Raw genomic sequence first — 19,325 nt, forward strand, 5'->3', positions numbered from 1 at the left:
CCCAAGATCTCGGTCTCGGCTGTCGGCGCTCGCGGGCGACGCGGTACTGGCCGCCCCCGCGCCAGAGGCGGTCCGCTGTTCGGACCGTCCCATCGGAATCGTGACAGAAAGCAAGGCTCTGCGGGGGGTGTTCTGCAGCGCGTCTTTGCAGGTCGTGTCGGAAGGGTTGGCCGTCGGACGGTGAACGGACGACCGGGTGGCAGCGGGAGTGTGGAGAAGCCGTGGAGGGCCTGTCAGAAACGGAAGGTTCGCATCCGCATGGCCTCGCGCATCCGGCGCTCCTTGGTCCGGCGGGGCTGCACCCGCTCGCGCAGTTCGCGGGCCTCGGTCAGCTCGCGCAGGAAGACGGCGCGGCGCCTGCGGCGCTCCGCCTCGGTCTCCGGCCGGTCCGGGGGCGGGCCCGAGTGGGGGCCCGACGGGGTTGCGGCCCCGTCCGCCGAGCCGTCCCCGGGGTTCGGGTTGCTCGTCATAGGACCTGACTTTCCCAGATCGGCCGGATTGATACCACAGGAGGCCGATCCGTCCGGACGTTCTCGGCGGGTCACGGCGCGTGACGGCGAGTGACGTGCGACCCGTCACCCGCCCGGCGTCGGGCGCGGCCCGCCCTGGCACGGCGTGTCGTACGGGCGTCCGTACCCGGGCTAACCTCGATGCATGCGGATCCACGTCGTCGACCACCCCCTGGTGGCCCACAAGCTCTCCACCCTGCGCGACGAGCGCACCGACTCGCCGACCTTCCGTCGCCTGACCGACGAGCTGGTGACCCTCCTCGCCTACGAGGCCACCCGGGACGTCCGCACCGACGAGGTGGAGATCACCACCCCGGTGGCCGTGACCACCGGCACCCGGCTGTCCTACCCGCGCCCGCTGGTGGTGCCGATCCTGCGGGCCGGCCTCGGCATGCTGGACGGCATGACCCGGCTGCTGCCGACCGCCGAGGTCGGCTTCCTGGGCATGGTGCGCAACGAGGAGACCCTGGAGGCCTCCACCTACGCCACCCGGATGCCGGACGACCTCTCCGGCCGCCAGGTGTACGTGCTCGACCCGATGCTGGCCACCGGCGGCACGCTGGTCGCGGCGATCCGGATGCTGATCGAGCGCGGCGCCACCGACGTCACCGCCGTCGTGCTGCTGGCCTCGCCGGAGGGCGTCGCGGTGATGGAGCGAGAGCTGGCCGGCCTGCCGGTCACCGTGGTCACCGCGGCCGTCGACGAGCGGCTGAACGAGAACGGCTACATCGTCCCGGGCCTCGGCGACGCGGGCGACCGGCTGTACGGCACGGCGGGCTGAGTCCCTCCGGCCCACCCGAACGAAGCGGAGCCCCCCGGCGCGGTGCCGGGGGGCTTCGTCCGTCCTGCGGGGTCCGGTGCTCAGCAGCTGCCGGTGGTGCTCGGGGCCGGGACCGGCTTGGTGGCCAGGGCCAGCGCGGCGGCGGCCTGGGTCTCGTCCAGCAGTGCGTTGTAGCTGTCGCCGATGACGAAGTCCACGGTGGTGTCGGTCCGGGCGTCGGCGGTGCTGGTCGCGCCCGCGATCACCGAGCCGACCAGGGTGGACGCCCCGGCGCCGGCCGCTCCGGCGATCACCTGGGCGGTGCCGGGCACCTTCTTGTCGAGCTCCGCCGGGGCGTTGCCGACCTTGCCGATGGTGAAGCCGCGCTTCTTCAGCTCCTCGGCGGTGCGGGCGGCCAGGCCGGCCTTGGCGGTGGCGTTGTAGACGTTCACGGTGACCGCCGCCGGCTGCGGAACGGCCTTCGGGTCGATCGGCGCGGTGGCCGAGCCCGGCGCGGTCGGCGCCGCCTCGGTCGGGGCGGCCAGCGGCTTGCCGGACGGGGTGGCGCAGGCCTGGGCGGAGGCGCTCTTGCCCTTGCCGCTGAAGATGTCCCAGAGCTGGACGCCGCCGAGGCCGATCAGGGCCAGCGCGAGCACCGCGGCGATCAGCGCGAGCACCCTGCGGCTGCGCTTCGGCGGGCGGCCCAGCCTCGGGTAGGAGTTGCCGGTGATCCGGTACTGCTTCCCCTTCAGGCCTTGGGGAGTCAACATGCTCACGGTTTGTCTCCCCCTCGTGCCGGGGCGGGGATCGGGTGACGGTGGGCCGGGCGCGGTGCCCGCGAAGGCGGTGTCACGCGAACGCGGTCGCGGCCGTAGTCAGCAGATTAGTGCCGTACAGCGGTGAAGGTACTAAACGATCATCATCAGGAGTACGCCGGTACCCGAATGGCGGCACCGCGACCGCACCCGGGTACGAACGGAACCGCCCTCCGGAATCCCGGAGAGCGGTCCGAACGCGTACGGGGCCGGGCCGGCCGGCCCCCGGGTCATTCCATTTCGAGGACGCGGGCGTGCAGCACCTGGCGCTGCTGGAGCGCGGCGCGGACCGCGCGGTGCAGTCCGTCCTCCAGGTACAGGTCACCGTGCCACTTCACGACGTGCGCGAAGAGGTCCCCGTAGAAGGTGGAGTCCTCCGCCAGGAGGGTTTCCAGATCCAGTTGTCCCTTGGTGGTCACCAGCTGGTCCAGTCGCACCGGGCGCGGGGCGACGTCCGCCCACTGGCGGGTGCTGGTACGGCCGTGATCCGGGTACGGCCGCCCATTGCCGATGCGCTTGAAGATCACACGGAAAGCCTACCGTTTGGGCGGCGGATGGCGCAGCAGCCGCGACGCCGCCACGCGCACCGGTACCGGCTGCGGGCGGGGGATTGCGGCTGTTTCATGGGAAATGTCGTGTAGGTCCCGCGCGGCTGCCGTCCTTTCGTCCGGCCCGCCGCAGCGCTCTGGAGGGTGACCGATGTCCGCTGCCGTTCCGACCGCCGTCCGGGAGATCGCCGACGGGTACGCCTTCGCCGGTCCCGCGCTGGACCTCGGCGCGGTGCTGCTGGACGGCACCGCGTACGCCGACGCCCCGGTCCGGGTGCCGCTCGGGGTGCTCAACCGGCACGGGCTGGTGGCGGGCGCCACCGGCACCGGCAAGACCAAGACCCTCCAGCTGATCGCCGAACAGCTGTCCGCCCAGGGCGTGCCGGTGTTCCTCGCCGACATCAAGGGCGACGTCTCCGGGGTGGCCGCGCCCGGCGAGCCGGGCGAGCGGACCGCCGCCCGGGCCGCCGAGGTCGGCCAGGACTGGACGGCCCGGGGTTGCCCCGCCGAGTTCTACGCGCTCGGCGGCCAGGGCACCGGCATCCCGCTGCGGGCGACGGTCACCAGCTTCGGGCCGCTGCTGCTGGCCAAGGTGCTGGACCTGAACGAGACCCAGGAGTCGTCGCTCGGCCTGGTCTTCCACTACGCCGACCGCAACGGCCTGGAGCTGTACGACCTCAAGGACCTCACGGCGGTCATCACCTTCCTCGCCTCGCCCGAGGGCAAGGAGGAGCTGAAGGGCATCGGCGGGATCTCCGCCGCCACCGCCGGGGTGATCCTGCGCTCGCTGACCCTGCTGGAGAACGAGGGCGCCGGGGCGTTCTTCGGCGAACCGGAGTTCGACACCGCCGAGCTGCTGCGGCGGGCCGAGGACGGCCGGGGGGTGGTCTCGGTGCTGGAGCTGCCCGCGGTGCAGGACCGGCCGCGGCTCTTCTCGACCTTCCTGATGTGGCTGCTCGCCGACCTCTACCAGGAGCTGCCCGAGGTCGGTGACCTCGACCGGCCGAAGCTGGTCTTCTTCTTCGACGAGGCGCACCTGCTGTTCAAGGGCGCCTCCAAGGCCTTCCTGGAGGCGATCACCCAGACCGTGCGGCTGATCCGTTCCAAGGGGGTGGGAATCTTCTTCGTCACCCAGACGGCGAAGGACGTGCCCGGGGACGTGCTGGCGCAGCTGGGCAACCGGGTGCAGCACGCGCTGCGGGCGTTCACCCCGGACGACGCCAAGGCGCTCAAGGCGACCGTCTCGACCTTCCCGAAGTCGGCCGCGTACGACCTGACGGAGTTGCTGACCTCGCTGGGGACGGGCGAGGCGGTGGTCACGGTGCTGTCCGAGAAGGGCGCGCCGACGCCGGTCGCGGCGACCAGGCTGCGGGCGCCGCAGTCGCTGATGGGACCGCTGGAGCCGGGGGCGCTGCGCGCGGCGGTGGACGGGTCGGCGCTGCTGGGGCGGTACCGGGACGCGGTCGACCGGGAGTCGGCGTACGAGAAGCTGGCGGCGCGGGCGGCCCGGCCGCAGGCGGAGCCGGTGCCGGCGGGGGAGCGGGAGCCCGCGCGGGAGCCTGAACGGGCGCCCGGGGCGCGGCGGGAGAAGGCGGACGCCGGGCTGCTCGGCTCGCTGCTGGCCAACCCGGCGCTGAAGTCCTTCGCCCGGTCCGCCGGGACGCAGCTCGGGAGGGAGATCTCCCGGAGCCTGTTCGGCACGTCCCGGCGGCGCCGGTGAGGGCGTCGGTGAGGGACCGTCGCCCGTGGTGTCAGCGCAGCGCGGCGCCGATCCGGTCGAGTGAGGAGAGGCGCATCAGGCCGTAGTTGTAGAACTCGACCTCCGGCACGCCCAGCGCGCGCAGGACGGCGATCTTCTCCGCGAGGTTCGCCGGGCCGTCGCAGTCCGAGGCCATCGGGCGCAGGATGACCGCCATGTCCTGCGGACGCACCCCGTGCAGGGCGAAGGCGGCGACCTTCTCGCGCACCGCCTCCGGGGTGCGCGCGTAGCCGAGCGTCTCGATCTGGTGGGCGGCCTTCGCCAGCCCCGGTAGGTCGATCCCGGACAGCCAGCCGGTGCCCGGCCCGCCGCCGTCCATGAAGGTCAGTCGCATGCCGTGCCGCGCCGCCTCCTCGGCGACCTCGGCGGCCAGCGAGGTCACCGTCGCCGCCGAGGCGTCCACGTAGGCGGCGACGGCGCCGTCCGCCAGCTCGTCCAGCGCGGCCGGCTCTGCGGCGGCCGACTCGTCGGCCAGCCGGCGGCGCAGCTCGGTGCGGACCGCCGCGGCCACCTCGTCGGCCGGCACGCCCGCGCGGACGGCCGCCGTCCGGCAGTGCGCGCAGAAGCAGAGGCCGAGCAGCGCCTCGGCGGCCGGGCCCAGCTCCTCGAAGTAGCGCTCGTGGTGGTAGCCGTGGCGCAGGCCGTGGAAGTGCAGCGACTCGGCCCGGATCGCGTCCACGCCGTACCGGGCCAGCTCCGCCACCAGGGTGTGGGCGTACTCGCGGACCTCCGGGTGGGCCGGGCACAGCTCGGTGAGGTGGCGGTCGCCGAAGGCGTTGGCGGGCGCGCAGTCCGGGTGCTCGAAGCCGAGCCGGTCGTTGTGGCAGAACACCGTCCAGGCGTGCAGCTTCAGCCCGCGCCGGCGGGCCTCCTCGGCGGCCTCGGCGAAGGGGTCGCGCTCGCCGATCGCGGTGGACGGCACGGGCCGCAGCCGCCGGCCGGACCAGCGGGCCGGGTCGGGGCGGAAGTAGGCGGCGCCCGGCTCCAGGTAGCGGATCACCCGGTGCGGGTTGTGCGGGAAGACGTCCCGGGCCTCGTGGTAGACCGAGGCGAGGGTGACGCCGCCGACCCCGGCCCGGTCGGTGAGGTTGCCGAAGAAGGTGTCGGCGCCCTCGTCGAGGAGGTCGGTGGCGAAAGCGAGGACGGACGACTCCACGGTGCGGCTCCGGAGCAGGGGGCAGGTGCCTGCTCACGCTAACCGCCGGGGTGGGAATGGTCTATACCTGGCCGGGGTGGCGCGCTCAGATGCCCAGGTCGTCGAGTTCCTTGAGCAGCGCGGAGCCCGGGCCGGCCGGGTCGGCGGCGCCCTTCGGGCCGCTCTTCGGGGTCCGCTCGCCCCGGTCGCGCAGCAGCCAGGCGCCGGCCAGGCCGCCGACCAGTCCGCCCAGGTGGCCGAGCCAGCTGACGCCCTGGGCGCTCGGCAGCACGCCCAGCAACAGGTACGAGTACATCGCCGCGACGACCACGCCGATCACGGTGTCCACCAGGTTGCGGTCGAAGATCCCGCGCAGCACCACGTAGCCGAAGTACCCGTAGACCACCCCGCTGGCCCCCGCCGTGACGGCTTCGGGCCGCTCGAAGAACCAGACCGTCAAGCCGCTGGCCACCACGATCAGCACCGTCGCCAGCAGGAACCGCTTCATGCCCCGGTACGCGGCGAGGAAGCCGAAGGCGAACAGCGGCCAGGAGTTGGCCTCGATGTGGTCCCAACCGAAGTGCAGCAGCGGCGCGGTGAGGATGTCCGGCAGCTCGTCCAGCCGCCCGGAGTTCACCCCGTACTCGTACGAGAGCCGGTAGTCGTCGAGCCAGTTCGCCACCTGAACCGCCCAGATGACGGCCAGTGCGCCGAGCATCGTGAACAGCGCGGCGCGGGAGTCACGGAGCAACCGGGCGAATCGCGGGGACATAACCCGACTGTAGGGCCGGGGTGGGTGGTTGGTCACCCCACTAAGGTGAATCCTGCGCATCCCGCCCGAAGGCCCGCACCCGGGTCCGGGCGGCCCCTTATCCCACCGTGCCGAGAGGTGACCCTCCATGAGTGTGCGTCCGCCGCTGCCGTACGAGTTCCTGCCGCAGGTGCCGTCCTTCCCGCTGACCAGCGAGGACATCACCGAGGGCGGGACGCTGGCCAAGGAGTTCAGCTACGGCGGGGACAACCTCTCGCCGCAGCTGGCCTGGTCCGGTCTGCCGGAGGGCACCCGCTCGATCGCCGTCACCTGCTACGACCCGGACGCCCCGACCGGCTCCGGCTGGTGGCACTGGCTCGCCCTCAACCTGCCCGCCGACACCACCGGCCTGGCGCGCGGCGCCGGCGCCTCCGACGCCGACCTGCCGGGCGAGCGCTCGTTCCACGCCCGCAACGACTTCCCGGGCAACAAGTACGACGGCGCCGCCCCGCCGCCCGGCCCGGCCCACCGCTACGCCTTCGCCGTCCACGCCCTCGACGTGGACGCCCTGGACGTCTCCGCCGACGCCCCGCCGGCCCAGGTCGGCTTCAACATCACCTTCCACACCCTGGCCCGCGCCGTCATCACCGCCGAGTTCGGCGCCTGACCCGCCGCCGGAGCCCCGACGCCGCCGTCCGTGACCGCACGGGCGGCGGCATCGTCGTTTCGGCCGGGTACTCGGGCCGGGAGTTCAGGCCGGGCCGGCGGCGTGGGTGGCGCGGGTGGCGAGGGCGCGCAGGCGGGTGCGCATCTCGGGGGGTGAGTGGACCTCGAAGTCGCAGCCGAGCATCAGGAGGCGGACGGCCAGCCAGTCCGGGGCGTCGGTGCGGGAGCGGAAGCGGCAGCTGTGCTCGTCGATCGGCTCGATCTCGTCGGCATCGCCGTAGCCGCCCATGCGGTGGCGGGCCTCGTCGGCGGGCAGCCGGAGGGTGGCCTCCAGGGTCGGGGTGGGGGACTGGCGGCGGAGCTTGCTCGCGACGTACGCGGCGGCGTCCTCGGCGGGCAGCGGGCGCGGGGTGAAGCGGGCGCCGGTGGCGAAGGGCTCGCCGATCCGGTCCACCCGGAAGAGCCGCCAGTCGTCCCGGTCGAGGTCGAAGCCGACCAGGTACCAGCGGCGGCCGGCCGAGACCAGGCGGTCCGGCTCGACCTGGCGCCGGGTCTTGGCGCCGTCGCCGGCCCGGTAGGCGAAGCGCAGTCGCTCGCGGTTGGCGACCGCGCCCGCCAGGACGGTGAGGTCCTCCGGGTCGACGGTCGGACCGTCGCCGCTGAGCAGCGGCAGGGTCGCCCGGTCGAGGGTGGCGACCCGGTGCCGGAGCCGGGCGGGCAGCACCTGGAGCAGCTTGCCGAGGGCGCGCACCGAGGCCTCCTCGATGCCGACCACGGCGTGCCCGGCCGCCGCCCGCAGGCCGACCGCGATGGCCACGGCCTCCTCGTCGTCGAGCAGCAGCGGCGGCATCGCGGTGCCCGCGACCAGCCGGTAGCCGCCGACCGGCCCCATGGTGGCCTCGACCGGGTAGCCGAGGTCGCGCAGCCGGTCGATGTCGCGGCGGATGGTGCGCGGGCTGACCTGGAGCCGGTCGGCGAGCTCGCTGCCGGGCCACTCGCGCGGGGTCTGGAGGAGGGAGAGCAGGCTGAGGAGTCGTGCCGGGGTGTCCGTCATGGGATCAGGGTGCCCGAAGTGGCGGTCAGGATCTGACCTAGATGCCCGTTAGTTTCGTCGACGTGCTGAAGAGGAACGGCGACGAGGAGCGTGTGGTGGGCAAGGGCAAGGCGGCCGATCCGGCGGCGGACGCGGTGGCGAAGGCGGTGCCGGACGCGGCGGCGGACCGGCGGAGGTGGATCGCGCTGGCGATCGTGATGACGGCCTCGTTCATGGACCTGGTGGACGTCACGATCGTGAACATCGCGATCCCGAGCATCCAGGAGTCCACGGGCGCGTCGTTCTCCGCCGTGCAGTGGGTGACCGGCGGCTATGCGCTGGCCTTCGCGATCGGATTGATCACCGGTGGTCGGTTGGGTGACATCTACGGTCGCAAGCGACTGTTCCTGATCGGAATGGCCGGTTTCACGCTCGCCTCGGCCCTGTGCGGTTTCGCGAGCGGTTCCGAGATGCTCGTCGCGATGCGGATCCTGCAGGGCGGGACGGCGGCGCTGATGGTGCCGCAGGTGCTGTCGATCGTGCACGCGACCTTCCCGGCGGAGGAGCGCGGCAAGGTGTTCGGCCTGTTCGGCGCGGTGGTCGGACTCGGCGCGGTCAGCGGCCCGCTGATCGGCGCAGTGCTGACGGAGTGGGACGTGTTCGGCCTCGGCTGGCGCCCGATCTTCCTGATCAACCTGCCGGTCGGCATCGCCGGCCTGCTGCTCGGCCGGGTCTTCATCGGCGAGTCGAAGGCCGAGCGGGCCCTGAAGCTCGACCTGCTCGGCGTGGTGCTGGCCAGCGCCGGACTGCTGATGCTGATCTACCCGCTGACCCACGGCCGGGAGGCCGGCTGGCCGCTCTGGGGCCACCTGGTGATGGCCGGCAGCCTGCCCGTGTTCGCGCTGTTCGTCGTCTACGAGCGGATGAAGACGCGGCGGGACGGCTCGCCGCTGGTGGAGCTGTCGCTGTTCCGGGTGAAGTCCTTCGCGGCCGGCATCGGCGTCCAGCTGACCTTCGGCGTCGTCACCGGGATCTTCTTCCTGGTCTGGACCCTCTACATGCAGCTGGGCCTCGGCTGGAGCCCGCTGAAGGCCGGCGCGACCGGCATCCCGTTCTCGCTCGCCTGCTCGACGGCGGCCGGCGTCTCCGTGCAGCAGCTCGTCCCCCGGTTCGGCCGCAAGGTGCTCCAGGCGGGCGCGCTGGTGATGGCGTCCGGTGTGCTGGTCTACATCGCGGAGGCGCACCGGTACGGCACCGGCATCGCGCCCTGGCAGATGGCGCTGCCGCTGGTGCTGATGGGCGCCGGGATGGGCCTGATCGTCGCGCCGATCACGAACGCGGTGCTGGCGGAGGTGCCGCGGGAGCACGCCGGCTCGGCGTCCGGCCTGATCAACACGGTGAACCAGGTGGGTCTGGCGCTCGGCCTGGGTCTGGTGTCGGTGGCGTTCTTCGGCGCGGTGCCGACCGGGACGGTGGCCGGCGAGCCGTTCGTCGGGGCGTTCCAGCACGCGATGTGGTGGGTGCTCGGGGTGCTGGCGGTGGTGTTCCTGCTGATGTTCGCGCTGCCCGGGCGGCAGAAGGCGGCGGGTGCCGGTTCGACGGCGGCGGCGGATTCGGAGCAGGACCAGGAGCCGGAGCAGGAGCTGGTCCTGGTGTAGCCGTCGGGATCGTGCGGAGGCCCCGGTCGCGCGCTGTGCGCGGCCGGGGCCTCTCGTGTGCGCACCGGGGGAGTCCTCAGGCGTCGGCGCGCCGGTAGCTGCTGCCGTCCTTGGCACGGATGAGGAGCCGCCCCTCGACGAGGTAGCGGCGCAGGGCCGGGAAGTCGTCGTGCACCGTCCGCAGGGCGTCGTTGACCTCGCGCTCGGTGTAGGAGCGGTCCGGCTCGAAGAGCGTCCGGGCGAGGTGGTCGAGCAGCTGCTCGCGGCGGGCGGCCCGGCGGGGTACGGCGATCAGCCGGCCGTCGGGGGCGAACAGCGCGGACACGGCGGGGGCGACGGCGGCATCGGTCATGTCCCGAGCGTCGCGCGCGGGGCGGCGGTGGGCAACGGGTTTTCGGCGCCCGACCGCGGTGTCAGACCCGGGCCTTGGCCTTCGCCTGGGCCTCCTTCGCCGCCTTCTCCTCCTTGGCGGCGCGCTTCACCTCCTGCTTGGTGGCGCGCACCTGCTCCAGCGAATCCGGCCCGGTGATGTCCGCGACCGAACGGAACGCCCCCTCCTCGCCGTACACTCCGGCCGCCTCCCGCCAGCCCTCCGGCCGGACGCCGTACTGCTTGCCGAGCAGCGCGAGGAAGATCTGCGACTTCTGCTTCCCGAACCCCGGAAGGGCGTTGAGCCGGCTGAGCAGTTCGCGCCCGGTCGCCACGTCCTTCCACAGCGCACCGGCGTCCCCGTCGTACTGCGCCACCAGGAACTGGCAGAGCTGCTGCACCCGCTTCGCCATCGCCGCCGGATACCGGTGCACGGCCGGTTTCTCGCACAACAGCGCCACGAACTCCTCCGGGTTGTAGGTGGCGATCTCGTGCGCGTCGAGGTCCTCGTGCCCCAGCCGCTGCGCGATCGTGAGCGGCCCGGTGAACGCCCACTCCATCGGCACCTGCTGGTCCAGCAGCATCCCGACGAGCGCGGCGAGCGGGCTCCGGCCGAGCAGCTCGTCGGCCTGAGGCTGCTGCGCGAGCCGCACGGTGACGTTCATGGGATGCCTCCTCGGAGCGTGGACTCGGGTCGCGCCCAGTCTGCTGGACGGGGGGTGAGGCGGCCGCGTCAACACGCCATGACCGGGTGATTCCTTGGAACCAGGCGGTGGTTCGTCGGCGGAACTATCCGGACCGGAAACACTGGTGATGGAAAGGCGGGTGGTGAACGGGTGAGTCGAACGGCACTCGACCTGGATGACGGGCTGCTCGCGCAAGCAGCCCGGGTACCGGGTACGGCGACCCCGGCCGAGACGGTGGAGAAGGCCCTGCGCGAGGCGCCGGCTGTGCGGAGGCCGTCGGCGGCGTCGGCTACTCCAGACCGAGGGTCATGTGGGGGTAGCCGAGGTGGATCCGGTCGCCGAGCCTGATGTCCAGGGTGGCGATGAACGCCTCCAGGCGGGCGGTGGCCCGGTCGACCGTGTCGGCGTCGCCCTTGAACTCGAACTCGACGAAGTCGCCGAGGCCGGCCACGCTGTCGAAGGCGACGGCGATCCCGTCGACGTGCCACTCCTCGCGGGTCTTGTCGACGACGGTCAGCTCCGTGAAGTCGAGCGAGCCGAGCAGCCGCCGGACGGCCTCGGCGTCGCCGATGCCGCTCTCGTACTCGTCGCAGTGCGTCTTGACCGGCGACGCGATGGGATGGAACCGCTTGAAGTTGACCGACGCCCCCGCCCCGTCCTCGACCCGGACGCGCAGCCACTCGGAGACGACGGCGTTGTCGAGGAAGTCCCGGTGCGGCGCGTTGTAGTACGTGTCGACCTGCCGCGTCGGTCGGCCCGGCGTGGCGCCGAGGGCGGTGAGCTGATCCTTCAACTCGGCGGAGGGGCTGAGAAGTCGGAACTTCTGCTCGACCTCGATGTACTGCATGGTGTGTGAGCCCCTGTCAGTGGTCGAAGTCGCCGGTGCGGAGGGCGGTGAGGAAGGAGGCCCAGGCGGCGGGGGTGAAGGTGAGGGCGGGGCCGTTTGGGTCCTTGCTGTCACGGACGGGGACGGCGTGGGGGGAGCCTTGGGCCACCTCGACGCAGTTGCCGCCGTTTTGCCCGGAGTAGCTGCTCTTGCACCATCGGGCGCCACTCAGATCGATCGCTGGGGACATCGTTGCTCAGTCCTCTCATGATGCCGTGGATCAGGTCGATCGACTCCGACTCTGACAGGGCAGATGCTCTTGCCCGATCATAGTCAGTTGACCAGTGCTCCACCTGATCCACTTCATCGATGAAATGCCCCCGGTCGAGGCTCTCGGAGTACACCCGGTGTCGCCCCTTTGGCAGTTCCAGAAGCACCATGCCGGGGAACCAAGCGCGGGAAGCGGAGGCGAACGGAAGCACCTGCACGATGATGTTCCGCCGGGACATCGAGTCGAGCACGTGTTGTAGCTGCTCCAGCATCACCTCGGCGTTGCCGACCCGCCGCTCCAGGGTTGCCTGCTCCAAGACCGAGATGAGTAGAGCCGGGTTGTCGCCGGCGAAGAGGCGTGTCTGGCGTTCCAGGCGTCCTTTGACCAGTGAGTCGACTTCGTCGGGGCCGAGGGTGTCGTTTCCGTCGGCGAACAGCGCGCGCATGTAGCGCTCGGTCTGAAGTAGGCCCGACATGTGGCCGGTCTGCAGCTCTCTGATGGTCCGGGCTTTGGCTTCCGAGCGAACGTATTCCTGAAACCAGTCGGGGTGGTGGTCGTGCAGGTACGGTGCCACCAACTCGTAGCTGCGGATGAGTTGACCGCCGGCGTTCAGGGCCTTGTCGAACTGGACGACGTCCCGCATCGTCGGCAAAGCCTTGCCCAGCTCGAACTGGGAGACCCGTGTCTGATGCATGTTCACGATCTGGGCCAGCTCCTCCTGGCTCAGGCCGGCCGCCTTCCTCCAGAACGCCAGCTCATCACCCCACTGCCTGGGGCGGTCTCCGGGCTCGACCTTGCGGCGGGCCATCGTCCCCCACCTCTCCCCGGCGTCAAGAACGCCTGAAGTCTCTTGTGGAATCGCTTGGTTACCCAACGCTCACAGGTCGAGACTCATTTCGCAACCGATTCCGCGAAACCCACCCGCTCTCATTTTCGACAGCGGATGTGGATCGTCAGCGAATGACAGGAGAGCTAATATGACCAACAATCAGGAAGTCCCCTCGATCGTCATCGAACGCAACTTCCCCCCGTGCCGCTGCCCCCGCTGTGGCGACGCCATCCCAGAGGCCCGCTTCCGCAGCGCCGACCTGCTGCCCGCCGCTCCCGCCGCCGTCCCCCGCCCCGTCGCCCCGGCTCGCCCCTACCGCCCCGCCCAACAGGGCGAGGTCGTGTTCGACGCCCGTACCGCCCGGTGGGGCGTGTTCATGGGCGAGCAGCGCGGCAAGGTCCACCTGCGCCCCCGGAAGGGTGGCGTCGAGTGGGAGGCCGACCCCCGGTGGCTCGTTCGGGCCGACGGCGTGCAGGGGGAGTGAACGGTCGCGTGAGCATCCCCGGACGGCCGGTCGAGCCCGAACGGCGGTGTGCCGCAGCCGTGTTCGATGGGATCCGGGCCGCGCTCGCGGCTGTCGGCATCAAGCTTTCCCCCGGTCGGCCCGGCCCGCAAGGGGCTTCGGGCGTGAAGCCGCACGTCCGGACGGAGGTGTGCGCCGTTCTGCTGATCGTCGCCGCCTCCGTCGGACTCTCGACCCTCGCCGCGCTGCTGGTGGATCCCGGGCGGCCCGGCGTCCGTCGGCTGGTGTGGTGGGCGGTGAACTCCGTCGCACTGATGATCGGTATTCCGGCCTGGGAAAGGAGGCGGCGAGGAGACGAGGGCGACCCGGCGAACTCGGTTTGTCCGCAAGGCGAGTAGCCAATTTGTCGGCACGGCGGAAAAGAGGAAACGGGAAACGCCCGCATTCCCCGTTCGGCCCGCCGATGCGCGTGCCACCATTCTTGGCGGAAGCAGGGGAGAGTCCGCTTCCGGTCCCGGGACGACGACAGGTGACCGGGTGGTTCCAGAGGAGGGGGTTGGCATGCGCATGTCCAGTTCGCCCGCGAGTGAGTTCGGCCCCGAGCTGCGCAGGCGGCGGCTCGCGGCCGGGCTGACGCTCACCCGGCTCGCGGAGCTGCTCAACTACAGCAAGGGTCACCTCAGCAAGATCGAACGCGGGCAGAAGGTCCCGCCGCCCGATCTGGCCCGCCGCTGCGACGCCCAACTGGGCGCCGGAGGCGAGCTGGAGAGACTGGCGCCGCCCGACGGGTCCGCCGGACGTGGAACGGGGGCGGGCGACATCGCGGCCGACGAGGAGTCCGTACTCCTGCGGGTCGACCGCGACGGCGTCCGCTGGCCCGGCGGCCTCGGGCGGCGCCAACTGCTCGCCGCAGGTGCGACGTCCGTGCTGGGGCTGGGCGTCGCGGGGGCGGCCGGACCGGGCCGGGCGGTGGCGCAGGAGGTGCAGGGGGCGCATGGGGTCCGGGAGGTGCCCCGGCCGGACGTCTCGCCGACGGAGATCTTCCGCGCCCAGTTCGACCAGATGCGCCTGCTCGGCCAGAGCACCGACCCCGCCCTGCTGCTGCCCATGCTCACCGTGCAGACCCACACCCTGCGCGAACTCGCCCTCCAGGCCGACACGGTGGCCCGCATCCGGCTGCTCGGCCTCGCCGCGCGGTACGCCGAGTTCGCCGGGTGGATGGCGCAGGAGGCCGGCGACAACCCGTCCGCGCTCTGGTGGACCGCCCGCGCCGTCGAGCTGGCCGAGGGCGGCGACGACCGGGACCTCGGCTCGTACACCCTCGTCCGCCGCGCCCTCGTGACCTTCTACGCGGGCGACGCCGCCGCCACCGTGGGCCTGGTCGACCCCGTCGCCCGGGACGGCCGGCTGCCGCCGCGCATCCGCGGCCTCGCCGCCCAGCGGGAGGCCCAGGGCCACGCCCTGGCCGGCGACCACACCGCCAGCCTGCGCAGCCTCGACCGGGCGCGCGAGCTGTTCGACCGGTCCGCCGCCGACGGGGGTGGCGGCGGACCGGTGCTCGGCACCGGCAACCTCGCCGACCCGGCCGCCATGGTCACCGGCTGGTGCCTGTACGACCTCGGCCGCCCCGCCCAGGCCGCCGAGGTGCTCGACCGCGAGTGCGCCGGGATCCCCGCGCACGCCGTGCGCACCCGCGCCCGGTACGGCCTGCGGCGAGCCCTCGCCCACGCGGCGGCCGGCGAGGCCGCGCATGCGTGCGCGATCGCCGCCGAACTGCTGCCGCTGGTCACCGGGTTGCGGTCGGCGACGATCGCGACCGACGTCGCCCGGCTGGACCGCGAGCTCTCCCGCTTCCGGGCCGACCCGGCCGTACGAGACCTCCAGCCGTCCCTCGCCGCCGCACTCCACCCCAGGTCCTGAGGACCCCGCCGTCGCGCTTCCCCGGCGCCGACCCGACCCGGCCGTTCCGGCCGTCCCCTTCACCGGAGAGGTGTTTCCGCCATGCCCGACATCTTCGTGAACTACCGCAGCAGCGACGAGGACACCGGCGCCGCCATGATCGAACGCGAGCTCTCCCGGCGGTTCGGCAGCGAGCGGGTGTTCCGCGCCAGCAAGTCGATCAAGATCGGCCGCCGCTTCCCGCAGGAACTCCTCACCGCCGTGCGCCGCAGCAGCGTGCTGATCGCCGTCATCGGCGACCGCTGGGCCGACGCCCGCACCGCCGACGGCTCCCGGGCGCTCGACGACCCCGAGGACTGGACCCGGCGGGAGATCGTCGAGGCCTTCGAGAGCGGCGCCCTCGTCGTCCCCGTGCTGATCGGCCGGGCCACCCGGCTCAACCGGCACGAGCTGCCGCCGGAGCTGGCCGAGCTGGCCGACTGCCAGTACCGCCGGCTGGACACCCGCAACGCGGACGGGGACCTCGCCCGGATCGGCGACGACCTCGCCGAGGCGGTGCCCCGGCTCGCCGAGGCGCAGCGGGAGATCGCGCGCAGCGCGGACGCCGGCGGCGAGGCCGGTGGCGACGTCCGCAACCGGGTCGGCCGGGTGGACGGCAGCGTCGTCCAGGCCCGGGACTACACGCACCGCCAGAGCGGCGGCATCGGCAACGTCGGAGGGGACGTGGGGACGTTCATCAACAACGCCAGTGGTCCGGTGCACACCGGGGACGGGCCGCAGCACAACGACCTGCGCAGCGGCGGCGTGCACTTCAACGGCGACGGCGGCAACTACGTGGAGCGCGGGACGGCGCAGCAGTGGTTCGACGGCCGCCGGGCGGAGCGCGAGGACCGGGACCGGTGACGGACGGCGGTACCTGGATCGACGAGGCGCGCGGGCCCACCAACACCGGGCCGGGCCCGCAGTACAACGTGTTCGGGGGAGACTTCCGGCTGCCCCGCCCCAAGGTGGATCCGTCCCGGGTGGCCCTTGACCACCGGCTCTGGCTGCAGCGCCGGTTCGTCCGGCCGCAGGGCTTCGACGAGGCGAGGAGCAGGCTGGAGACGCCCGGCACCACCGTTCTGCTCGCCGGGCCGCCCGGCAGCGGGCGGCGGACCGCCGCCGTGATGCTGTTGCACGAGCCGCAGGGCCCGACCACCTCGTTCGTCGAGCTGTCCTTCTTCCGGGAGAGGGAGGACACCACGGTCCCGGAGCCCGGTGACCGGTTGTTGCTGGACCTCTCCAACATCGCGGAGGAGGACTACGAGGCCGCCCAGGCGCTGCTGTACGGCTACTGGGGCAGGGTGGAGCAGGCGGGCGCTCGTATGGTCGCCGTCCTCCCCTCGGCCGACCAGGAGTTGTTGCTCCCCGCGCTCCGGCAGCTGGTGGTCGGGATCGGGCGGCCGCGAGAGCTGGCGGTGCTGCGCCGGCACCTGGAGTACGACCTGGTCCAGCTGGCCCCGGAGGACCTTCGCGGGGTCGAACTCACCGCTCATCTGCGCGGCTTCGCCATGCGTGATGTGCAGCGCTTCGCCGGCCTGGTGGCCCAGGCGAAGGCGGCGGCCCCGGCCGGGCCGGCCGCCGAGTGGATCAGCCAGGCGCTCGGCGCGCTCGGCGACCGGGCCGGGGAGGTGGCGCAGAGGGTCGCCGCCCTGGAGTCGGGCCCGCAGCGCGCGCTGCTGCTGTCGGTCGCGATGCTGGCCGGTGCCTCCGCGGACGCGGTCTTCCACCACGCCGACCGACTGCTCGGTCTCGTCCCGCACACTCCGGACGAGAGGCCGCTGCTGGAACGGGCCGACCTGGCCGAACGGCTCAAGGCGCTGCCGTCGTTGGAGATCGACGCGCGCGGTCGGATCCGCTTCGTCGCGCTGGCGTACGACGCGGCCGTCCGCACGCACTTCTGGACGTACATGCCCGGGCTGCGGGAGGGGCTCGGCCGGTGGGTGGAGGACGTCGTGCAAGCGCCGCACCCCGCGCTCGGGGCGGCGGACCGCCGGCGGCTGGTCGAACGCTTCGCGGAGCAGAGCCTGCGGGCCGCCGATTGGCGGGTGCTGCACGGACTCGCGGGCAAGTGGGCCGCCGACCCCCGGCGGGCGGCCGAGGCGATGACCGTGCTCCGGCTCGGTCTCGAACACGAGCGCTACGGTGCCGGGTTCCGGTCCAAGATTTACGAGTGGGCGATCGACCAGCCCTCGCCCACTCTGGCCCGGGTGCTGGCCCGAGCCTGTGTCGAGGTCATGGCCCGTACGCACCCGGACCAGGCCCTCGTCCGGCTGCATCACCTCGCGCGCCGGACCGGCCGGACCGGCCCGGTTGCGCAGGAGGTGCGGGAGACGCTGTACGAACTGGTCCGACAGGACGGCCGTTTGTACCTGAAGCTGCTTGCCCGGTTCTGGGACGGGCTGGCCTCCAGGCGTGATTGGCAGGCCGACGTCCGGCTCTTCCTGGAGCTGGTGTGTGAGCCGCCGCCCCGGCGTGCGGTGCCGGATGACGCGCTGGCCGCCACCTGGGCCAAGGTCCTGGCGGTGGCCGGGCGGGAGCAGTGGGCGGAGACGGCGCACCGGTGGCTGGCGGCCGTCCGGGTGGAGCCGCAGGCGGGTGAGCGGTTGCTGGACGTGCTGGTGGAGGCCGCCGAGGCGCGGCCGGAGCGGCTGACCGCGCTGTACCTGACCGCACACGCGTGGGCCGTCGACGGCCCGCGGGACGAGCGGTTCGCGCGGGCCGAGGTGGCGTCGCGCTTCTGGCAGAAGATCGACATCGCGCAGGGCATCGAGCCGGACGACCCGGTTCGGGCGCTGCGGTCCGAGGAGAGGACCAGGTGAGCTCCATGGAGAAGACGCGCACGGCGGCGCTGGCCGTCGCGGCCGGGGTGGTGCCCGCGGCGCTGGGGCTGGGGATGGGGTGGCCGGTCTGGCTCTGGTCGTCGGCGTCCGCGGCGGTGGTGGCGGTGGTGCTGCTGACCTCGGTGGCACGGGTGCGGCCGGAGGTCCCGCCGGCGGCTCCGCCCCCGCAGGCCGCCGCACCGGTGCCGCCCTACATCCCGCCGCCGGTTCCGCAGCCGCCGGTCGAGCAGCCCTACCGGTCGACCTCGGTGACGGGTGTGGCCCTGCCGAGCGCGGTGCCGGACTACGACTTCCTGTTCTCCGCGACGGTCTGGTTCCGGGAGTTGGGCAACCCGGGCGGTGTCGCCCACGCCGCGCCGGGCAGTCTGGCGATCGACGCGGTGCTGGCCCGCGCCAGGGCCGTCACCGAGCGCGAGCACCCCGGGCGGCCGGAGCTGGTCCGGCACCAGTTGGACGGTGTGCTCGGCACGCCGAGCCCGGACGGCTACGGGATCGTGGTCGCGATGGCCGGGCAGGTCGGTCTGGAGCTGCCGGAGGCGGACCGCCGACGTCTGGAGAAGCTCGCGGAGGTCCGCAAGGCGGAGGAGATCTGGGAGCACGAGCGGAGGTACGAGCGGAGCAAGCGCACGTACCTCGGTGAGGACGTGCTCAAGACGCCCGGCAGCGCGGTGGTGTGGTGGCTGTCGCGGAACGACGACGAGGTACAGGAGGCGGTCGACATGATCGGACCGCTGGCGCAGCTCGCGGCGGCGGCCAACGACCAGGCGGTGGACCTGCTGTATGAGCACCTGGTGGCGCCGGGCGCGGGGCGGGCGGACGAGGTGCCGTTCCTGAACGGCGTCGCGCCGGTGGCGGCCGCGGGCGGCGGTTCGGCCGGCGGGCCGGGGGCGGTGTTCGGCGGGGAGCCGGCGTTCGGTCCGGTCCGGCCGCAGAACCAGGAGCCTTCGATCATCGGCCCGTTGAACAACCTGATGCGCGACATCAGGCTCGCGCAGGCCGATGAGCAGAAGGTCTACGCCCACCGGGTGGCCCGGATCACCGAGGCGGCGGGCCGGCCCGAGGAGGCGGCGCGGATCCGGGCGACTCTCGGGGACGACGACGGGGGCGCGGCAGAGCCTTCGCCGGACGCGGCGCCGCCGGACGCGCCCGGTGGGGTGCCGGGGCAGCGGGTGTTCGTGGTGGGGCCGGTGCAGCCGCAGGGTGGGGGCGAGGCCGAGCCCGGGCCGGTGACCTCGGCGTGGGAGGTGCTGCGCGGTTCCGTCAGCGGGGAGCCGCGGGTGGCGGGCGGCGGGGCCGAGGAAGGGTGGGGTGGGGCCGACCAGTCGCACGAATGATCCAGTCGGGGGTGGCGAGTTGGGCAAGTGTTCGAGTGGGTCGGCAAATCTCATATGACTGTTCCGGTTCTCCGGCTGAGATCGTTGAACTCGGGTAAAGCTGATTCGGCCTTGTCGACGCGTCCAGAAAGG

At 72.8% G+C, this 19,325-nt stretch carries 22 protein-coding genes; 11 read left to right on the forward strand and 11 right to left on the reverse strand.

Translation table 11 applies throughout. From position 1 onward, the window contains the following. Positions 1–233: 233 nt before the first annotated feature. Positions 234–470 carry a hypothetical protein gene (locus ACFU9E_RS00130; protein WP_380681704.1) on the reverse strand — a complete coding sequence of 79 codons (237 nt, stop codon included), beginning with the start codon at positions 468–470 and terminating at the stop codon, positions 234–236. Between the two features lie 184 nt (positions 471–654). Between ACFU9E_RS00130 and upp the strand changes: the two genes are divergently transcribed. Beyond that, positions 655–1,290 (forward strand): uracil phosphoribosyltransferase, encoded by a 636-nt coding sequence (gene upp, locus ACFU9E_RS00135; protein WP_355360658.1) that lies wholly within the window; start codon positions 655–657, stop codon positions 1,288–1,290. Positions 1,291–1,370: 80 nt separating this feature from the next. Here the strand turns inward: upp and ACFU9E_RS00140 are convergent, their stop codons facing one another. Together ACFU9E_RS00140 and ACFU9E_RS00145 are read right to left on the reverse strand one after the other, a co-directional pair. After that, the gene (locus tag ACFU9E_RS00140; RefSeq protein WP_380681729.1) at positions 1,371–2,039 is read right to left on the reverse strand and encodes a LytR C-terminal domain-containing protein; all 669 of its coding nucleotides are present in this window, start codon (positions 2,037–2,039) and stop codon (positions 1,371–1,373) included. Between the two features lie 275 nt (positions 2,040–2,314). After that, positions 2,315–2,611 (reverse strand): type II toxin-antitoxin system VapB family antitoxin, encoded by a 297-nt coding sequence (locus tag ACFU9E_RS00145; RefSeq protein WP_030061387.1) that lies wholly within the window; start codon positions 2,609–2,611, stop codon positions 2,315–2,317. A gap of 172 nt (positions 2,612–2,783) precedes the next feature. Between ACFU9E_RS00145 and ACFU9E_RS00150 the strand changes: the two genes are divergently transcribed. Next, the gene (locus ACFU9E_RS00150) at positions 2,784–4,352 is read left to right on the forward strand and encodes a helicase HerA-like domain-containing protein (protein ID WP_380681702.1); all 1,569 of its coding nucleotides are present in this window, start codon (positions 2,784–2,786) and stop codon (positions 4,350–4,352) included. A gap of 31 nt (positions 4,353–4,383) precedes the next feature. Here the strand turns inward: ACFU9E_RS00150 and ACFU9E_RS00155 are convergent, their stop codons facing one another. Both ACFU9E_RS00155 and ACFU9E_RS00160 read right to left on the reverse strand, forming a co-directional pair. Next, positions 4,384–5,547, reverse strand: coding sequence for a hypothetical protein (locus ACFU9E_RS00155; RefSeq protein WP_380681700.1), 1,164 nt, complete (start codon positions 5,545–5,547; stop codon positions 4,384–4,386). A gap of 85 nt (positions 5,548–5,632) precedes the next feature. Then, positions 5,633–6,298: a rhomboid family intramembrane serine protease gene (locus ACFU9E_RS00160; protein ID WP_380681698.1), complete on the reverse strand. Its 666-nt coding sequence runs from the start codon at positions 6,296–6,298 to the stop codon at positions 5,633–5,635. Between the two features lie 127 nt (positions 6,299–6,425). On the opposite strand from ACFU9E_RS00160, the gene ACFU9E_RS00165 reads away from it, so the two are divergent. Further along, positions 6,426–6,944 carry a YbhB/YbcL family Raf kinase inhibitor-like protein gene (locus tag ACFU9E_RS00165; RefSeq protein ID WP_380681696.1) on the forward strand — a complete coding sequence of 173 codons (519 nt, stop codon included), beginning with the start codon at positions 6,426–6,428 and terminating at the stop codon, positions 6,942–6,944. Positions 6,945–7,028: 84 nt separating this feature from the next. On the opposite strand, the gene ACFU9E_RS00170 is transcribed toward ACFU9E_RS00165, so the two are convergent. Then, the gene (locus ACFU9E_RS00170; protein ID WP_380681695.1) at positions 7,029–7,997 is read right to left on the reverse strand and encodes a helix-turn-helix transcriptional regulator; all 969 of its coding nucleotides are present in this window, start codon (positions 7,995–7,997) and stop codon (positions 7,029–7,031) included. Positions 7,998–8,194: 197 nt separating this feature from the next. Here ACFU9E_RS00170 and ACFU9E_RS00175 point away from each other — a divergent pair, with 197 nt between their 5' ends. Next, entirely contained in the window at positions 8,195–9,634 is a 1,440-nt protein-coding gene (locus ACFU9E_RS00175) for an MFS transporter (protein ID WP_380681727.1), read from the forward strand. Between the two features lie 76 nt (positions 9,635–9,710). On the opposite strand, the gene ACFU9E_RS00180 is transcribed toward ACFU9E_RS00175, so the two are convergent. Both ACFU9E_RS00180 and ACFU9E_RS00185 read right to left on the reverse strand, forming a co-directional pair. After that, positions 9,711–9,986: a DUF2087 domain-containing protein gene (locus tag ACFU9E_RS00180; RefSeq protein ID WP_380681694.1), complete on the reverse strand. Its 276-nt coding sequence runs from the start codon at positions 9,984–9,986 to the stop codon at positions 9,711–9,713. A gap of 61 nt (positions 9,987–10,047) precedes the next feature. Further along, positions 10,048–10,668, reverse strand: a complete 621-nt coding sequence (locus tag ACFU9E_RS00185) for an HhH-GPD-type base excision DNA repair protein (RefSeq protein WP_355360637.1) — start codon at positions 10,666–10,668, stop codon at positions 10,048–10,050. 171 nt (positions 10,669–10,839) lie between these two features. On the opposite strand from ACFU9E_RS00185, the gene ACFU9E_RS00190 reads away from it, so the two are divergent. Then, positions 10,840–11,037 (forward strand): type II toxin-antitoxin system VapB family antitoxin, encoded by a 198-nt coding sequence (locus ACFU9E_RS00190; protein ID WP_380681692.1) that lies wholly within the window; start codon positions 10,840–10,842, stop codon positions 11,035–11,037. Here ACFU9E_RS00190 and cyaB read toward each other — a convergent pair. Genes cyaB through ACFU9E_RS00205 form a run of 3 tightly spaced genes read right to left on the reverse strand, consistent with a single transcriptional unit; the run spans position 10,979 to position 12,594 of the window. Further along, on the reverse strand, positions 10,979–11,536 hold the full coding sequence (gene cyaB, locus ACFU9E_RS00195; protein ID WP_380681690.1) for a class IV adenylate cyclase: 558 nt from the start codon (positions 11,534–11,536) through the stop codon (positions 10,979–10,981). The genes ACFU9E_RS00190 and cyaB overlap by 59 nt on opposite strands. 16 nt (positions 11,537–11,552) lie before the next feature. Then, positions 11,553–11,684, reverse strand: a complete 132-nt coding sequence (locus ACFU9E_RS00200; RefSeq protein WP_380681688.1) for a DUF397 domain-containing protein — start codon at positions 11,682–11,684, stop codon at positions 11,553–11,555. Beyond that, positions 11,647–12,594 carry a helix-turn-helix domain-containing protein gene (locus ACFU9E_RS00205; RefSeq protein ID WP_380681686.1) on the reverse strand — a complete coding sequence of 316 codons (948 nt, stop codon included), beginning with the start codon at positions 12,592–12,594 and terminating at the stop codon, positions 11,647–11,649. The genes ACFU9E_RS00200 and ACFU9E_RS00205 overlap by 38 nt, the downstream gene beginning before the upstream one ends. Positions 12,595–12,763: 169 nt before the next feature. On the opposite strand from ACFU9E_RS00205, the gene ACFU9E_RS00210 reads away from it, so the two are divergent. From ACFU9E_RS00210 to ACFU9E_RS00235, 6 genes are all read left to right on the forward strand, one after another. Continuing rightward, a complete protein-coding gene (locus tag ACFU9E_RS00210; RefSeq protein WP_380681684.1) occupies positions 12,764–13,099 on the forward strand; it encodes a hypothetical protein in 336 nt (111 codons plus the stop codon). Positions 13,100–13,107: 8 nt separating this feature from the next. Then, on the forward strand, positions 13,108–13,476 hold the full coding sequence (locus ACFU9E_RS00215; protein WP_380681682.1) for a hypothetical protein: 369 nt from the start codon (positions 13,108–13,110) through the stop codon (positions 13,474–13,476). A 163-nt stretch (positions 13,477–13,639) separates the two neighbouring features. Then, positions 13,640–14,998 carry a helix-turn-helix domain-containing protein gene (locus tag ACFU9E_RS00220; protein ID WP_380714687.1) on the forward strand — a complete coding sequence of 453 codons (1,359 nt, stop codon included), beginning with the start codon at positions 13,640–13,642 and terminating at the stop codon, positions 14,996–14,998. Positions 14,999–15,079: 81 nt separating this feature from the next. After that, positions 15,080–15,880, forward strand: a complete 801-nt coding sequence (locus ACFU9E_RS00225; RefSeq protein ID WP_380681810.1) for a TIR domain-containing protein — start codon at positions 15,080–15,082, stop codon at positions 15,878–15,880. Next, positions 15,877–17,838, forward strand: coding sequence for a hypothetical protein (locus tag ACFU9E_RS00230; protein ID WP_380681811.1), 1,962 nt, complete (start codon positions 15,877–15,879; stop codon positions 17,836–17,838). Before ACFU9E_RS00225 ends, ACFU9E_RS00230 begins: the two co-directional genes overlap by 4 nt. Positions 17,839–17,843: 5 nt before the next feature. Then, positions 17,844–19,193: a hypothetical protein gene (locus ACFU9E_RS00235; RefSeq protein ID WP_380681812.1), complete on the forward strand. Its 1,350-nt coding sequence runs from the start codon at positions 17,844–17,846 to the stop codon at positions 19,191–19,193. The last annotated feature ends 132 nt before the right edge of the window (positions 19,194–19,325 follow it).

Source organism: Kitasatospora sp. NPDC057595, from assembly GCF_042800875.1.
In the GTDB taxonomy this organism is placed as follows: domain Bacteria; phylum Actinomycetota; class Actinomycetes; order Streptomycetales; family Streptomycetaceae; genus Kitasatospora.

Excerpts from the sequence above, each read along its gene's own strand:
- ACFU9E_RS00130 (WP_380681704.1), bottom strand. The coding sequence starts at position 470 with ATGACGAGCAACCCGAACCCCGGGGACGGCTCGGCGGACGGGGCCGCA.
- upp (WP_355360658.1), top strand. The coding sequence starts at position 655 with ATGCGGATCCACGTCGTCGACCACCCCCTGGTGGCCCACAAGCTCTCC.
- ACFU9E_RS00140 (WP_380681729.1), bottom strand. The coding sequence starts at position 2,039 with ATGTTGACTCCCCAAGGCCTGAAGGGGAAGCAGTACCGGATCACCGGC.
- ACFU9E_RS00150 (WP_380681702.1), top strand. The coding sequence starts at position 2,784 with ATGTCCGCTGCCGTTCCGACCGCCGTCCGGGAGATCGCCGACGGGTAC.
- ACFU9E_RS00160 (WP_380681698.1), bottom strand. The coding sequence starts at position 6,298 with ATGTCCCCGCGATTCGCCCGGTTGCTCCGTGACTCCCGCGCCGCGCTG.
- ACFU9E_RS00165 (WP_380681696.1), top strand. The coding sequence starts at position 6,426 with ATGAGTGTGCGTCCGCCGCTGCCGTACGAGTTCCTGCCGCAGGTGCCG.
- ACFU9E_RS00170 (WP_380681695.1), bottom strand. The coding sequence starts at position 7,997 with ATGACGGACACCCCGGCACGACTCCTCAGCCTGCTCTCCCTCCTCCAG.
- ACFU9E_RS00175 (WP_380681727.1), top strand. The coding sequence starts at position 8,195 with ATGACGGCCTCGTTCATGGACCTGGTGGACGTCACGATCGTGAACATC.
- ACFU9E_RS00180 (WP_380681694.1), bottom strand. The coding sequence starts at position 9,986 with ATGACCGATGCCGCCGTCGCCCCCGCCGTGTCCGCGCTGTTCGCCCCC.
- ACFU9E_RS00185 (WP_355360637.1), bottom strand. The coding sequence starts at position 10,668 with ATGAACGTCACCGTGCGGCTCGCGCAGCAGCCTCAGGCCGACGAGCTG.
- cyaB (WP_380681690.1), bottom strand. The coding sequence starts at position 11,536 with ATGCAGTACATCGAGGTCGAGCAGAAGTTCCGACTTCTCAGCCCCTCC.
- ACFU9E_RS00205 (WP_380681686.1), bottom strand. The coding sequence starts at position 12,594 with ATGGCCCGCCGCAAGGTCGAGCCCGGAGACCGCCCCAGGCAGTGGGGT.
- ACFU9E_RS00210 (WP_380681684.1), top strand. The coding sequence starts at position 12,764 with ATGACCAACAATCAGGAAGTCCCCTCGATCGTCATCGAACGCAACTTC.
- ACFU9E_RS00220 (WP_380714687.1), top strand. The coding sequence starts at position 13,640 with ATGCGCATGTCCAGTTCGCCCGCGAGTGAGTTCGGCCCCGAGCTGCGC.
- ACFU9E_RS00225 (WP_380681810.1), top strand. The coding sequence starts at position 15,080 with ATGCCCGACATCTTCGTGAACTACCGCAGCAGCGACGAGGACACCGGC.
- ACFU9E_RS00235 (WP_380681812.1), top strand. The coding sequence starts at position 17,844 with ATGGAGAAGACGCGCACGGCGGCGCTGGCCGTCGCGGCCGGGGTGGTG.